Annotated in this window: 12 protein-coding genes; 7 read left to right on the top strand and 5 right to left on the bottom strand. The window is 72.8% G+C overall.

Features of this window, described 5'->3' with window-relative positions:
- Positions 1-4: 4 nt before the first annotated feature.
- Positions 5-1,636, bottom strand: coding sequence for a carboxyl transferase domain-containing protein (locus tag ACZ79I_RS14715; protein ID WP_471497678.1), 1,632 nt, complete (start codon positions 1,634-1,636; stop codon positions 5-7).
- 86 nt (positions 1,637-1,722) lie between these two features.
- Between ACZ79I_RS14715 and ACZ79I_RS14710 the strand changes: the two genes are divergently transcribed.
- The 3 genes from ACZ79I_RS14710 to ACZ79I_RS14700 all read left to right on the top strand — a co-directional run bounded on the left by ACZ79I_RS14710 (position 1,723) and on the right by ACZ79I_RS14700 (position 4,526).
- On the top strand, positions 1,723-2,328 hold the full coding sequence (locus tag ACZ79I_RS14710; protein WP_471497676.1) for an SACE_7040 family transcriptional regulator: 606 nt from the start codon (positions 1,723-1,725) through the stop codon (positions 2,326-2,328).
- 130 nt (positions 2,329-2,458) lie between these two features.
- Complete coding sequence (locus tag ACZ79I_RS14705; RefSeq protein WP_471497674.1) at positions 2,459-3,616, top strand: acyl-CoA dehydrogenase family protein; 1,158 nt, start codon at positions 2,459-2,461, stop codon at positions 3,614-3,616.
- A gap of 34 nt (positions 3,617-3,650) precedes the next feature.
- The gene (locus ACZ79I_RS14700) at positions 3,651-4,526 is read left to right on the top strand and encodes an acyl-CoA thioesterase (RefSeq protein ID WP_471497672.1); all 876 of its coding nucleotides are present in this window, start codon (positions 3,651-3,653) and stop codon (positions 4,524-4,526) included.
- A gap of 32 nt (positions 4,527-4,558) precedes the next feature.
- Here the strand turns inward: ACZ79I_RS14700 and ACZ79I_RS14695 are convergent, their stop codons facing one another.
- On the bottom strand, positions 4,559-5,356 hold the full coding sequence (locus ACZ79I_RS14695; RefSeq protein ID WP_471497670.1) for a phosphatase: 798 nt from the start codon (positions 5,354-5,356) through the stop codon (positions 4,559-4,561).
- A 100-nt stretch (positions 5,357-5,456) separates the two neighbouring features.
- Positions 5,457-7,133, bottom strand: a complete 1,677-nt coding sequence (locus ACZ79I_RS14690; RefSeq protein WP_471497668.1) for a helix-turn-helix domain-containing protein — start codon at positions 7,131-7,133, stop codon at positions 5,457-5,459.
- A gap of 269 nt (positions 7,134-7,402) precedes the next feature.
- Between ACZ79I_RS14690 and speB the strand changes: the two genes are divergently transcribed.
- Positions 7,403-8,410: an agmatinase gene (gene speB, locus ACZ79I_RS14685; RefSeq protein WP_471497666.1), complete on the top strand. Its 1,008-nt coding sequence runs from the start codon at positions 7,403-7,405 to the stop codon at positions 8,408-8,410.
- Positions 8,411-8,593: 183 nt separating this feature from the next.
- On the opposite strand, the gene ACZ79I_RS14680 is transcribed toward speB, so the two are convergent.
- A complete protein-coding gene (locus ACZ79I_RS14680; protein ID WP_471497664.1) occupies positions 8,594-9,034 on the bottom strand; it encodes a peptidoglycan-binding domain-containing protein in 441 nt (146 codons plus the stop codon).
- 352 nt (positions 9,035-9,386) lie between these two features.
- Here ACZ79I_RS14680 and ACZ79I_RS14675 point away from each other — a divergent pair, with 352 nt between their 5' ends.
- Together ACZ79I_RS14675 and ACZ79I_RS14670 are read left to right on the top strand one after the other, a co-directional pair.
- Positions 9,387-10,151 (top strand): helix-turn-helix domain-containing protein, encoded by a 765-nt coding sequence (locus ACZ79I_RS14675; RefSeq protein ID WP_471497662.1) that lies wholly within the window; start codon positions 9,387-9,389, stop codon positions 10,149-10,151.
- Positions 10,148-11,008, top strand: coding sequence for a helix-turn-helix domain-containing protein (locus ACZ79I_RS14670; protein ID WP_471497660.1), 861 nt, complete (start codon positions 10,148-10,150; stop codon positions 11,006-11,008). The genes ACZ79I_RS14675 and ACZ79I_RS14670 overlap by 4 nt, the downstream gene beginning before the upstream one ends.
- A 48-nt stretch (positions 11,009-11,056) precedes the next feature.
- On the opposite strand, the gene ACZ79I_RS14665 is transcribed toward ACZ79I_RS14670, so the two are convergent.
- Positions 11,057-12,127, bottom strand: a complete 1,071-nt coding sequence (locus ACZ79I_RS14665) for a PP2C family protein-serine/threonine phosphatase (protein ID WP_471497658.1) — start codon at positions 12,125-12,127, stop codon at positions 11,057-11,059.
- Between the two features lie 677 nt (positions 12,128-12,804).
- Between ACZ79I_RS14665 and ACZ79I_RS14660 the strand changes: the two genes are divergently transcribed.
- Positions 12,805-14,226 (top strand): ferredoxin reductase family protein, encoded by a 1,422-nt coding sequence (locus tag ACZ79I_RS14660; RefSeq protein ID WP_471497656.1) that lies wholly within the window; start codon positions 12,805-12,807, stop codon positions 14,224-14,226.
- The last annotated feature ends 64 nt before the right edge of the window (positions 14,227-14,290 follow it).

Genomic DNA, 14,290 nt, shown 5'->3' with positions numbered 1-14,290 from the left:
ACCCTCACATCCGGAAGACGCCGAAGCCGGGCGCCGTGCGGTCCCGCTGGGGCAGCGGCGCGTTGGCGCACGCGGTCAGGGCCAGGCCCAGCACCTGCCGGGTCTCCAGCGGGTCGATCACACCGTCGTCCCACAGGCGGGCCGTCGCGTAGTAGGCATTCCCCTGGCGCTCGTACTGGGCGCGGATCGGGGCCTTGAACGCGTCCTCGTCCTCGGCCGGCCAGGACTCCCCGCGCGCCTGAAGCTGGTCGCGCTTGACGGTCGCGAGGACCGAGGCGGCCTGCTCGCCGCCCATCACCGAGATCTTGGCGTTCGGCCACATCCACAGGAACCGCGGCGAATAGGCCCGGCCGCACATCGAGTAGTTGCCCGCGCCGAAGGAGCCGCCGACGACGACCGTGAGCTTGGGCACCCGCGTGCAGGCCACGGCGGTCACCATCTTGGCGCCGTGCTTGGCGATGCCGCCCGCCTCGTAGTCGCGCCCCACCATGAAGCCGGAGATGTTCTGCAGGAACACCAGCGGAATGCCGCGCTGGTCGCACAGCTCGATGAAGTGGGCGCCCTTCTGGGCGGACTCGGAGAACAGGATGCCGTTGTTCGCCACGATCCCGACCGGGTGGCCGTGGATGCGGGCGAACCCGGTGACCAGGGTCTGCCCGAACTCCGCCTTGAACTCCGCGAACCGCGACCCGTCCACCACGCGCGCGATGACCTCGCGCACGTCGTAGGGCGTACGGGAGTCGGCCGGCACCGCGCCGTACAACCCGGAGGGGTCCGCCTTCGGCTCCACCGACGGCACGACCTCCCAGGGCAGCGGCCCGCGCGCGGGGAGCGTGGAGACGATGGTCCGCACGATCCGCAGCGCGTGCGCGTCGTCCTCGGCCAGGTGGTCCGTCACGCCCGACACGCGCGCGTGCACCTCGCCGCCGCCGAGCTCCTCCGCGGTCACCACCTCGCCGGTGGCCGCCTTCACCAGGGGCGGGCCGCCCAGGAAGATCGTGCCCTGGTTGCGCACGATCACGGCCTCGTCGCTCATCGCCGGGACGTACGCCCCGCCCGCCGTGCAGGAGCCGAGCACCGCCGCGATCTGGGGGATGCCGGCCCCGGACATCCGCGCCTGGTTGTAGAAGATCCGCCCGAAGTGCTCGCGGTCGGGGAAGACCTCGTCCTGCATGGGCAGGAAGGCGCCCCCGGAGTCGACGAGGTAGACGCACGGGAGGCGGTTCTCCAGGGCGACCTCCTGGGCGCGCAGGTGCTTCTTCACGGTCATCGGGTAGTAGGTGCCGCCCTTGACGGTGGCGTCGTTGGCGACGACCACGCACTCGCGGCCGCTGATCCGCCCGATCCCGGCGATCACCCCGGCGGCCGGCGCCTGGCCGTCGTACATCCCGTCGGCCGCCAGGGGCGCCAGCTCCAGGAAGGGCGAGCCCGCGTCCAGCAGGGTGTCCACGCGGTCGCGGGGCAGCAGCTTGCCGCGCGCCGTGTGGCGCGCACGGGCCCTCTCGCCGCCGCCCAGCCGGGCCGCGGCCAGCTTGGCGCGCAACTCCTCGGCCAGTGCGCGGTGCGCCGCCTCGTTGGCCCGCCAGGCCTCCGACGCGGGGTCTGCCGCGCTCGTCAGCTCCGGTGCCTCCTGCATCCCGCGGTCCCCTCACCTAGTTAATGAGCGTTAACGCATTTCCTTCAGGTTAACGAGCGCTAACCTCCCTGTCTAGAATTGCCTCCATGGCCCCCAGAACCGATGCCGTCACCCGTCGCGAGCAGATCCTCAAGGAGGCCGCGCGGCTGTTCGCCGAGCGCGGCTTCCACGGCGTCGGGGTCGACGAGATAGGAGCGGCGGTCGGCATCAGCGGACCCGGCCTGTACCGGCACTTCGCGGGCAAGGACGCGATGCTCGCCGAGCTGCTCGTGGGGATCAGCGGGCAGCTGCTGACCGGGGCCAGGCGGCGGGTCGCCGAGGCCGACGGGAACCCCGCGGGGCGGGATCCGGAGGCGGTCCTCGACTCGCTGATCGAGGGGCATATCGACTTCGCGCTCGACGACCGTCCCCTGATCACCCTGCACGACCGGGAGCTGGACCGCCTCCGGGACAGCGACCGCAAGCTCGTACGGCAGCTGCAGCGGCAGTACGTCGAGCTGTGGGTGGAGGTCGTCCGCCAGGTGTATCCGGGCCTGGCCGAGCCGACCGCCCGCTCGGCGGTGCACTCGGTGTTCGGACTGCTCAACTCGACACCGCACCTGGGGCGCCCCGGCTCGCTGCCGGGACGGGCCGCGACGGCGGCGCTGCTGCACCGGATGGCCAGGGGCGCGTTCGCCGCCGCCCGGGCGTGACCTGGCCCCTGCCGGGGTGGGCCCCACGTGACGAGCGTTACGGGCCGGCGGCTCTGGACGACTCTCGCTACCCGCCGGTACGGTGCTTTCTGAGCAAGCGCTTAGACATAGCCCAGGTGGAGGTGGCGCGGTGCGCCGTACGGTGTTCAACGAGGATCACGAGGCGTTCCGGGAGACCCTGCGCGCCTTCATCGAGGCCGAGGTCGTGCCGGTCTACGACGAGTGGTTCGCCGCGGGCCAGGCGCCGCGCGACTTCTACTACAAGCTCGCCGAGCTGGGCGTCTTCGGCATCCGCGTCGACGAGGAGTACGGCGGCGCCGGCATCGACTCGTACAAGTTCGAGGCGATCATCTACGAGGAGACCGCCCGCGCGGGCGTCCACTTCGGCGGCTCCGGGGTGCACGTCCTGCTCGGCCTGCCGTACATCAAGATGCTCGCCACCGACGAGCAGAAGAAGCGCTATCTGCCGAAGTTCGTCACCGGCGAGGAGATGTGGGCCCTCGCGATGACCGAGCCGGGCACCGGTTCCGACCTCGCGGGCATGAAGACCACCGCCAGGCTCTCCGAGGACGGCACGCACTACGTCCTCAACGGCGCCAAGACCTTCATCACCGGCGGTGTGCACGCCGACCGGGTCATCGTGTGCGCCCGTACCTCCGCGCCCACCGCCGAGGACCGCCGCCACGGCATATCCCTGTTCGCCGTCGACACCAAGTCCGAGGGCTACTCCGTCGGCCGCAAGCTCGACAAGCTCGGCCTGAAGACCTCCGACACCGCCGAGCTGGCGTTCGTCGACGTCAAGGTCCCGGTCGAGGACCTGCTCGGCGAGGAGAACAAGGGCTTCTCCTACCTCGGCCACAACCTGGCCTCCGAGCGCTGGGGAATCGCGTTCGGCGCCTACGCACAGGCCAAGGCGGCCGTCCGGTTCGCCAAGCAGTACGTCCAGGAGCGCACCGTCTTCGGCAAGCCGGTCGCGCACTTCCAGAACACCAAGTTCGAACTGGCCGCCTGCCAGGCCGAGGTGGACGCCGCCGAGGCGGTCGCCGACCGTGCCCTGGAGGCCCTGGACGCGGGCGAGCTGACCCCCGCGGAGGCCGCCAGCGCCAAGCTGTTCTGCACCGAGGTCGCCCACCGCGTGATCGACCGCTGCCTCCAGCTGCACGGCGGCTACGGCTTCATGAACGAGTACCCGATCGCCCGCCTGTACGCCGACAACCGCGTCAACCGCATCTACGGCGGCACCAACGAGATCATGAAGACGATCATCGCCAAGGACATGGGCCTGTAGACCGGGCGACAGCACCGGCCGACACGACCGACCCATGAGCCAGGCACTACAGGAGCTCCTCGATCTGCTCGACCTGGAGCAGATCGAGGAGAACATCTACCGCGGGCAGTCCCGGTCCGCCGTCGTCCCGCGCGTCTTCGGCGGGCAGGTGGCGGCCCAGGCGCTGGTCGCCGCCGGGCGCACGGTCCCCGCGGACCGGCACGCCCACTCCCTGCACGCGTACTTCCTGCGGATGGGCGACCCGGGCGCGCCCATCGTCTACGAGGTCGACCGCATCCGCGACGGCCGCTCCTTCACCACCCGCAGGGTGGTCGCCGTGCAGCACGGCAAGCCGATCTTCGGCCTGTCCGCGTCCTTCCAGACGGACGAGGAGGGCCTCGACCACCAGGCCCCCATGCCGCCCGCACCCGACCCCGCCACCCTGCCCACCTCCCAGGAGCGGCTGCGCGGCTACGGCCACCTCGCCCCCGACGTGGTGGAGCGGTTCCTCCAGGCGCGCGAGGCGATCGACCTGCGCTATGTCGACGAGCCTCCCTACGGGAGGTTCGGCGAGCCGCGGGAGCCGCACTCCCAGGTGTGGTTCCGCACCAACGGCAAGCTCGAGGGCGCCATCGACGAGCCGCTGCTGCACGTCGTGCTCGCCACCTATGTCTCCGACATGACCCTCCTCGACTCCGTCCTGCTCGCGCACGGGCGCGGCGGCTGGGCCGTCGGCGACGTCGTCGGGGCCTCCCTGGACCACGCGATGTGGTTCCACCGCCCGTTCCGGGCCGACGAGTGGCTGCTGTACGACCAGGAGTCGCCGTCGGCGTACGGCGGTCGCGGGCTGGGCCAGGCCCGCATCTACACACAGGACGGGCGGCTGGCCATATCGGTGATCCAGGAGGGCGTGGTCCGCGTTCCCCGCTGACGTCCGTCGGCCCGCGGCCTCAGCCCCCGTCCTCAGCCCGCGGCCCCCAGCCCCGCCGCGGTCAGCAGGTACGCCGTCAGCGGGTCGTAGTGGCGGGGGCTCACGACGTGGTCGTCGAGGGGAACCGTCACCTGGACGGTCCCCTCGGCCTCGCCGAGGAACAGCGCCGGGTCGTTGCAGTCGGCGTACCCGACGGAGTCGATGCCGAGCCGGCCCGCGCAGCCCGTCCAGCCGTGGTCGGCGACCACCAGGTCGGGCAGCGGGCGGCCCTCGCGTTCCAGCCCGGTCAGGATCGCGCGCATCGGCTCGGGCGAGTGGGTGTGCCAGAGGCTCGCCCCGTGCTCCAGCACGGCGACGTCCGCGAACTGCATGACGTACCCCTCGTCCGTCTGCAGTCCGTCCGGAATGACCACGATCTCGCAGCCGGCCGCGCGCAGGGCCGCGGCGGTGGCGCGGTGGACGTCGAGGAGACCGCCCGGGTGACCGGTGGCGAACAGGACGCGCTGTTCGCCCTCGGCGGCCTTGCGCAGGCGGGCCGCCAGCCGTTCCAGGGCGTCGACCGTCAGCTCCGGGTCGATGGTGTCGAGGCCGTAGCGGTACTCGGGATCGTCGTTGACGCCGCAGCGCTCCGCCATCACCGCGAGGACGTCCTGCTCGTCGCTCCACCGGTCGCCGAACTCCAGGCCGAGCCAGAAGGCGCGGTCGCCGTTCGCGAGCTTGCGGTAGTGGGAGAGGTTGTTCTCGCGCGGCGTGGCGACGTCGCCCGCGATACGGGTGCGTACGAGGTGGTCGACGAGCTCGGCGCGGCTGGGCGTCCCGGGTATCGGCATGGCCCCATTCTGCCGTCGCACCGAGCCGGAGCAGCCGATGTTCCGCGGCGTGGGACGCGCGTCACTCGGCGGAAGCAGCACGCCGGGGCGTGTCCCGCCGTCAGCCCCGCCCCGCCCGTTTCAGCGCGAACCACAGCTCCATGCGCACGTCCGGGTCGTCCAGGTCCGTCCCCAGCAACGCCGCGCAGCGGCCGATGCGTTGACGGACCGTGTTGCGGTGGACGGCGAGCGCCACGGCCGTACGGTCCCAACTGCCGTGCAGCGAGAGCCAGGTACGCAGCGTCTCGGTCAGCGCGGGCGCCGCGGCGAGCGGCGCGAGCAGCGTCCGGGCGTGCAGTTCCGCCTGCGCGGGCGGCACCAGGTCGGCCAGCACCGTGCGCTCCCCGTGGCGCACCAGCGGTGTACGGGTCGCGCGGGCACGGGCCAGCGCGTGGGACGCCTGCGCGTCGGCCGAGGGCCAGTCCCGGGGCCCCGCCGCGGTGCTGACGCCGAGGATCCAGCCCGGCTGCGCGGAGGGTTCCCGGTCGGCGGGCACCAGGACCCGTACCACGTCACCGGCCATGTCCACGAGCGTCGAGCCCAGCGCCGCGCCGAGTGTCGAGGCGGCGATCGCGTCCGGCGCCGGCCCCTCCCCGGCGGGCCGCGCGTGCACCACGACCCACCGCTCCGCGCCGAGCAGCGGTGCGACCGCCGTCGGCGGGGCCCCGAGCAGCAGCCGGACGAGCGCCGACGCGCGGGCCGTGCCGCCGGCGCCCTGGTGCTCGCCGGTGAGCAGCGACAGCAGCACCGCGGCGAGCGAGGAAATGGTGTGGTCGCCCGGATCGCGCCGCGGGGAGGCCACTCCGAGCACGAAGCCCTGGCCGGTGCCGAGGGCGTAGGCGGCGAGATGGGTGTCGTCAACAGTGTCGGTGGCGGAGGAGGGGGTGCGCGGGTGCCCGGCCGGACTCTTCGGCCCCGGCCCCCGGCCCTGCGGCCGCACCACGCCCGCCAGCTCGCCCAGTGCCAGGACCGCCGTCCGCGGAGCCCGGCCCGCTCCCGCCGCTTCCACGCCGTCCGGCCCGTACAGGACGGCCCGGCCGCCCACCCACCGGGCCAGCCGGCGCAGCACCGCCGGGACCGGGGCGGGGCGGGCCGCCGCCGCGGCGAGGCTCTGCTGGGCCTCGCTGACGCGACGCAGCTCCGCCACGCGCGCCTGGGCCATCAGCTGCCCCACGGCCCGGGCCACGCCCGAGAACGTCGTCTGCGGCGGGACCTCAAGGAGCGGCAGCCCATGGCGGTCGCAGGCCGCGGCCAGTGCCTCCGGCACCGTGTCGTGCACCGGCGCCACCCCGAAACCCAGTGCCGCGCCGCCCACCGCCACGATCCGTGAGACGTATGCGTCGACATAGTCCCCCGGTCCAGGGTCTGGTCCAGGCATTGGTCCATGCCCCGCTCCGGGCCCTGGTCCCGCTCCGGGCCCCGGTCCCGGTTCGGGGCCCGGTCCCGGTTCGGGGCCCGGTCCCGATCCGGGCCCTCCCGGTCCGGGCCCGGCAACCTCCGGGATGTGCGCGCCCGCCGACAGCAGTAGCTCGCCGCCCAGCAGATACGGGGTCGGGTCCGCCATCTCCGATGCGTGCGCCCCGTGGATCACGATGCCGGGGTCCTTCGGTCCGGCGATCTGCCGCAGGGCCAGGTCCTCCCGGGCGAGCAGGGCCGACAGCGGTACCGGCGGGGTGGGCGGCACCGCGGGCGCGGACGTCTGCGGCGATGGGTCCGGCACGATGGACGTTTCCTCCATCTCATGGGGTCACGATGGATGAAACGTACACTTCCGCGGCGTCTCGCGGACACCTAGGGTCGACTCTCGGACGCCCGGCCGAGAGGCACTGCCGGACGCCGGGCGCGAGCCGCTCACGGGCCGCGGCGCGACGTCCGCGCAGGAGCCCGCGACCGGGGCCTCCGACCCCGATGCCCCGGCCCGGCCCCCGCACGGCGGCCGCGCCCGGCGGGCCCCGGCCCCGGGGCCGCGACACTGGAGGAGACACCCATGACCGGAGGAGTCCGACGATGAGCAGCACCGAGAACTCCGCATCAGGCGGCAGCCGGCCCCGCGGCCCCGTCGACTCCTCGCGCATCCCGCGGTACGCGGGACCGGCGACCTTCGCCCGGCTGCCCCGCCTCGACGAGGTCGGCACCGCGGACGTCGCCGTCGTCGGCGTGCCCTTCGACGCGGGCGTCTCCTACCGCCCGGGCGCCCGCTTCGGCGGCAACGCGATCCGCGAGGCGTCCCGTCTGCTGCGGCCGTACAACCCGGCGCAGGACGCCTCCCCCTTCGCCCTGGCGCAGGTCGCGGACGGCGGCGACATCGCCGTCAACCCGTTCGACATCCACGAGGCCGTGGAGACCGTCGAGGCCGCGGCCGACGAACTGCTCGGCACGGGAGCCCGCCTGATGACGCTCGGCGGCGACCACACCATCGCCCTGCCGCTGCTGCGCTCGGTGGCGAAGAGGCACGGCCCGGTGGCGCTGCTGCACTTCGACGCCCACCTCGACACCTGGGACACGTACTTCGGCGCCGAGTACACCCACGGCACCCCCTTCCGCCGCGCCGTCGAGGAGGGCATCCTCGACACCTCCGCGCTCTCCCACGTCGGCACCCGCGGCCCGCTGTACGGCAAGCAGGACCTCACCGACGACGAGAAGATGGGCTTCGGCATCGTCACGTCCTCCGACGTCTACCGGCGCGGTGCGGACGAGGTCGCCGACCAGCTGCGGCAGCGCATCGGCGACCGCCCGCTCTACATCTCCATCGACATCGACGTGCTGGACCCGGCGCACGCCCCCGGCACCGGCACGCCCGAGGCAGGCGGCATGACCTCACGCGAACTCCTGGAGATCCTGCGTGGCCTCGCGTCCTGCGACGTGGTTTCCGCGGACGTCGTCGAAGTGGCGCCCGCCTACGACCACGCGGAGATCACCTCGATCGCCGCGTCCCACACGGCCTACGAGCTGACGACCCTCATGTCCCGCCGCATCGCGGCGGCCCGCACCGGCGGGGAGACCGGTACGAAGTGACCCACGCGGCGCGGAGTGCCGGACTCCCTGCCGGACTCCTTGCCCGACCGGCGCCGGCAGGGCTGGCTGACGGGCCGTCAATTTTCGGCCAAGAGTCGGCCGGCGGGCCGCCACGGTGAAGCGGCGGTCCGTCCTCCCCCCGAGAAGGACGGACCGCCGCGCGGTGCGGCAGCTCCGGGCGCGCTACTTCAGCCGGAACTCCTTCCAGGTCTTCGGGCCGACGATGCCGTCGTAGGGCTTGACGTGGTACCTCTTCTGGAACCAGACCACGGCCTTCTTGGTCTTCGACCCGAACTTGCCGTCGACGGCCAGCTTGGGCTTGTAGACGGTCGTCTGGTTGATCAGCGCCTGGACCTCCTTGACGGCCGCGCCGCTGCTGCCCTGACGGACCGTCCTGTGGCCCTTGTAGTAGCCGCAGTAGTACCCGAAGCCCTTCTTGTAGGTGCAGGTCTTCGCCGCGGCGGACGCTCCGCCGGCGCTCTGCTGCACAGCGGCGGCGCGGGCGTGGACGGTGCCCGCCGCGGCGCCGGAGGACGCGGTGGCGACGCCGGTGGCCGCGCCGCCCAGCAGGGCGAGCGTGGCGACGCCGATACCGAGGGACGTGCGTGCTGTGCCGATGGCCATGAGGTGCTCCCCGTTGTCAGGTCGTTGTGATGAGGGGGCGGCGCGGGGTGGGCCGCGCCGCCCGTCGTGCACCACCGACGGTGCGCCCCGGCTCCACCTGTGCGCCAGGATCACCCGCGAGATTCCACGCAAGCGGGACGTCCCCCCGTCCCACCTGCGGGGACGTCTCGCGCGGTGAGGCACCGGCGGGACGCCGGGAGGCCGGCGAGGCGGCCGAAAGTGTGGCTCGCGCGGTCGGACCCCGGAACCGACGCGGCATTCTGGGGCATCCTTCTTGAGACGTGGCGAGCAGGCAGACATGGGGTGGGACATGTCTCGTTGGAAACACTTACCGGCTTCGATGGATCCGCGGGTGCGGCAACTCGTCGTGCAGCTCCGCAGGGTCAAGGACCACAGCGGACTCAGCCTGGAGGCGCTGGCCGCCAAGACCGGCTACAGCCGCTCCTCCTGGGACCGCTACCTCAACGGCAGGGCGATACCGCCGCAGCAGGCGGTGGCCGCGCTCGCGCGGGCCTGCGACACCGACCCTGCCCGCCTGCTGGCGCTGCACGAGGTGGCCGCGGAGGCGGGCGACGACTCCGGGACCGGTCCGCGGCAGGCGCCCGCCGAGGAGCCCCCGGGGCAGGCGGAGGACGGCGGTGGTGACCTAGGTGTACCGGGGCGCGGCCGGGGCCGCTGGGTCCTCGCGTCCGTCGCCGCTGCGGCCGCGATCGCGGCGGGGCTCATCGCGCTGGTGGTGGCCGCGCCCTGGGACGACGGTGGGGCGGGCAAGGACCGAACGGTCCCGGTGAGCGCCTCGACCGGGGCGGCCCCGGGGAAGGGGGCGTTCGTGTTCCAGGCCGGCAAGGACCACCCGTGCACGGTGCGCCGCGACAAGGACGGCCTGCTGTACGCGGGGTACAGCAGGACCCGTACCGACCTGATCGGCAATGGATCCGCCCAGTGGGCCGTCGTCGAGGCCCAGTGCCTGCTGCGCCACCACGGCTTCTCGCCCGGCATCGCGGACGGGGCGTACGGCACCCACACCGAGCGGGCGGTGAAACGGCTGCAGGAGAAGTCCCACCTGTCCGTCGACGGTGTGATCGGCGAGGACACCTGGGGGGTACTCCGCAAATGAAGACCGGTGACCGGCCGGTGGAGTGCGACCGGTTGGCGGAGACCCTGCGAGGGCTGCGCGCACGGACCGGGCTGAGCCTGGCCGCGCTGTCGGCGAAGACCCCGTACAGCAAGTCCTCCTGGGAGCGCTATCTCAACGGCAAGACCGTCCCGCCCCGGCAGGCCGTCGTGGAACTGTGCGAGCTGGCCGGCGAGCGGTCCGGCCGGCCGCTCGCCCTGTGGGAGCTGGCCGAGGCGACGTGGAGCGGACGCGCGGCGGCCGGGCGGCCGGCCGGGACCGCGACGGCATCGGCGCCGGCGCCGTCACCGGTCCGGGAGTCCCCGCCCGATGACGCCGGTGGCGCGGACCGGCGCCTGCGCCCGGGGACGCTCGCGGCGGTCCTGAGCGCTGTCACCGTCGTCGCGGTCGGCGTCTCACTGGCGGTCACCGGCGCCTTCGGCACGGACGGCGGCGCACGTGCCGGGAACGCGCCCTCGACACCCGCCGCCGCGGCGAAGGGATGCCACGGCAGCGGCTGCACGGGCAAGGACCCGGAGGTCTACGGCTGCGGTGTGGCGCCCCCGCCGCAGACCCTGCGCCAGGAGCGCTTCCCCGGCGGCACCGTGATCAAGATCCGGCGCGGCGCCGTCTGCGGGGCGGTGTGGGCACGCATCGATCTGGGCAAGGTCGGGGACCGGGTCGAGATCCTCGTGCCGCGCCACGCCCCGCTGCAGACGCTGGTGAAGGACAAGTACGACGCCCAGGGCGCCATCTCCACCCCCATGGCGGCCGCCACCCAGGACGACCTGGGCCGGGTCCGCGCCTGCCTCGTGCGACAGGGCGAGCGGCACTGCTTCGGGACGGGGACGGGGCGCTAGACAGATCCTCACCGGGCCTGGAGTCGTGCAGGGGCGGTCGGGGAGCCGTCATCCGCCTGCCGGGGAGCAGTCATCCGCCTGCCGGGGGCGGTCGGCTTCCTTGCCGACCCGGTCGATCATGATCATGGCCACGTCGTCGGCCAGGCGGCCGCCGGTGTGCCGGACGATCCGCTGGTGGAGTTCTTCCAGAAACTCCTCCGGGGTGTCGGCGTGCACCGCTTCCATGGCCTTCGGCAGGGGGAAGAACTCGTCGTCTCGGTTGCGGGCCTCGATCACGCCGTCGGTGTACAGCAGCAGACGGTCACCAGGGACGAACGGATGCCTTTCCGGCTCGGCGGGAGAGCCGGTGACGAGGTCCTCCAGGCCGAAGGGCGGCCATGGGCACGTGGGCATCAGGGCCTGGACCTTGCCCTGGTGCAGCAGCAGCGGAGGCGGGTGGCCGCGGTTGACCAGGTGCACCACGGGTTCGTCCGGGACCTGGGCCAGAAGGGCGGTGGTGAACCCCTCCATCAGCACCACCTCATCGACCGCCCCCGGCACGGCGAGCTCCCGCCGCAGTGCGGCCGCGCAGTGGTGCATGACCTGCACCAGGTCTTCCTCGTAGTGCACGGCCTCCCGGAAGGCACCCAGCGTGACCGCGACCGCGCGGACGGCACCGAGCCCCTTGCCTCTGACGTCCCCCACGATCAGCCGGACGCCGTACCTCGTGGAGACCGCCTCGTACAGATCCCCGCCCACCTGTGCCTCGGTCTCGGCGGCGAGACCGAGGCTGGCCGCCCGCACGGGGCCCAGCCGAGGCGGGACGGGCCGCAGGATGACGTTCTGTGCCGCCACCGCGATGCGGCGGACCTGGTTGAGCTCGCTCTGCCTGCACGTGTGCATGGTCTTGCTCATCGCGACACTGGCAGCGGACACCAGGAAGATCGCCAGAAAATTGGTGTAGACCTGCTGGGTGCCCCATGCCTGGTTGAACGTGGCGGTCGTCACGCTGACGGCCAGCGCGACTCCCGCGGCGGCCAGGGTTCCCCCGGGCCCCATGGTCAGCCCGGCCAGGGCCGGGGTGGCAGTGAGGAGCGGGCCCGTGTACAGAAAGTGCGCAGGTGAGAGCTCGATCCCCACGACCAGGAGGGCCAGGGCGAAGGGAACGCACTGAGCGAGTCCGAGGAGTACCCGGCCATGACCACCCGGGGCAGGCGGAGCAGCTGGGCGGAGGAGCGCCCACATGGCTCCCAGCCTGCCCCGTCGCAGGTCGATGCACCAGTCAAACGGAGTGGCGTACGGGAAGGCCGCACGGGTCGTCGTCGCGGGCTTCCGGACGGCTGCCGCCCTCCCGGGCCCCGCGCGCCCTGCGAAAGGTTGGCCGAGCCCTAACGGATTGCTGATGAAGCGCTGTCTTCGCCCTTAGACCGGCCCTCCTAAAGTCGTTGGCGTTTCCCGGCGTTGGCCTCCGCGGCAGCCCCTGACGCGGAGCGCGTCCGTTCATGACGGCCGACAGCCACCGCCGGCGTCCCAAGCCCTGCGCTCCGACGCGTGCCGCCGTCGTGCCGGTGCCCCGCCCGGAGCCAGGACGGCGCCATCGCGCCAGGAAGGAGGGGAGGCGACAACCGACCGCTGTCGCCGGGCCGTAGCTCCCCCCTGAGGCCCGGCGACAGCACCCCGCCGCACCCGGCGTCGGCGAAGACCAGCGAACAGGAAGTCTCATGCACCCATCGAGCGCCCTCCCCGTCAGCGACGCTTCTCCGCACCGCGACGTACTCGCATCGGATCGTCCTTCAGCTCCCCGCCGGCATCGTGCGGTGCCGCGGAGGAACCGTCTGTGGACGGCCGCGGGCCGGAAGCCGCCCGTCGAGGGCGGTGCGGACGGTCCCGGCGCGCAGCCGGCCGTGGAGCCGGCCCGCGGCCTCCAGGCCGAGGGCAACAGATCGCTGGTGGAGACCGGGTTCTGGGTGCTGATGGTCGCGAGCGTGGCGCTGTGGTGGTTCAACACGCCCGCCGGGTCACTCACCGATGAGGCCACGCTGTTCACCGCGGTGGGCCGCGTCACCGGCATGGTGTCCGGCTTCCTCCTGCTCGCCCAGGTCCTGGTGATGAGCCGGGTCGGCTGGCTGGAGGACTGGGCGGGCGCCGACCACCTGATGGCCTGGCACCGGCAGCTCGGGGCCCCGGTACTGGTCACGGTCCTGGCCCATACGGTGTTCATCGTCTACGGGTACGCACTGTCCGCGCGGATGTCCGTGGAAGCGCAGACGTTGTCGCTGCTGAACGCCTCCCAGGACATGGTCGACGCGTTCGCCGCGACCGGCATCCTGGTGGTGATCTCCCTCATGGCCGTCCGGGCCGTGCGGCGGCGTATGCGCTACGAGGTGTGGTACGTCCTGCACCTGACCACCTACGGGGCGCTTCTGCTCGGTTACGGGCATCAGTTCAGCACCGGTGCGGACCTGCAGTCCCCGGTGGCGCACGCCTACTGGATCGCCCTGTACGCGCTGGTGATCACCTGCCTGGTCGAGGGGCGGATCGTCGAGCCGCTGTGGCTGAACCTGCGGCACCGGCTGCGGGTCGCCGCCGTGGTGCCGGAGGCGCGGGGCATGTTCTCGATCTACGTGAGCGGCCGGAAGCTGCACAAGCTGAAGGCCCGGCCCGGACAGTTCTTCCGCTGGCGCTTCCTGACCGGCGAGGACTGGTCGCAGTCCCACCCGTTCTCCCTGTCCAGCGCGCCCAACTCCGAGTGGCTGCGGCTGACCGTCAACCCGATCGGTGACCACACCACCCGTCTGCGCTCGCTGAAGCCCGGTACCCGGGTGGTGGCGTCGGGCCCCTACGGAGCGTTCACAGCCGGGCGGCGCGTGCGCAAGCGCACCCTGCTGATCGCCGGCGGCAGCGGAATCGCCCCCGTCCGGGCCGTGCTGGAGCGGATGCCGCGGTTCACCGCCCTGATCTACCGGGCCGGCTCCGCCGAGGACATCGTCTTCCGCGACGAACTGGACTGTATCGCCCATGACCGGGACTGCACGGTCCATTACGTCACCGGCTCCCGCCAGGACCCCGGGCCCGCCCGGCTGTTCACCCCCGAGGGCCTGGTCGAGCTGGTGCCGGACGTGACGCTCCGGGACGTGTACCTGTGCGGGCCCCCCGGGCTGATCGCCGCCGCGTCGAGGGCCCTGAAGGAACTTCGGGTGCCCGAGCGTCAGATCCACCTCGACCCGTTCGAGTTCTGAATCCCTCCCCGGGGCCGGGTTCTTCCCCGTCACCCCCTCTTCTCCGCTCCCATCTCTGGAGGAT

The organism is Streptomyces sp. PSU-S4-23 (assembly GCF_055632315.1).
This window is presented reverse-complemented; position numbering and strand designations above follow the sequence as displayed.

Bases quoted from the DNA above. Each gene is read 5' to 3' on its own strand.
- ACZ79I_RS14670 (WP_471497660.1), top strand. From the start codon at position 10,148: ATGAAGACCGGTGACCGGCCGGTGGAGTGCGACCGGTTGGCGGAGACC.
- ACZ79I_RS14690 (WP_471497668.1), bottom strand. From the start codon at position 7,133: ATGGAGGAAACGTCCATCGTGCCGGACCCATCGCCGCAGACGTCCGCG.
- ACZ79I_RS14700 (WP_471497672.1), top strand. From the start codon at position 3,651: ATGAGCCAGGCACTACAGGAGCTCCTCGATCTGCTCGACCTGGAGCAG.
- speB (WP_471497666.1), top strand. From the start codon at position 7,403: ATGAGCAGCACCGAGAACTCCGCATCAGGCGGCAGCCGGCCCCGCGGC.
- ACZ79I_RS14715 (WP_471497678.1), bottom strand. From the start codon at position 1,636: ATGCAGGAGGCACCGGAGCTGACGAGCGCGGCAGACCCCGCGTCGGAG.
- ACZ79I_RS14680 (WP_471497664.1), bottom strand. From the start codon at position 9,034: ATGGCCATCGGCACAGCACGCACGTCCCTCGGTATCGGCGTCGCCACG.
- ACZ79I_RS14695 (WP_471497670.1), bottom strand. From the start codon at position 5,356: ATGCCGATACCCGGGACGCCCAGCCGCGCCGAGCTCGTCGACCACCTC.
- ACZ79I_RS14710 (WP_471497676.1), top strand. From the start codon at position 1,723: ATGGCCCCCAGAACCGATGCCGTCACCCGTCGCGAGCAGATCCTCAAG.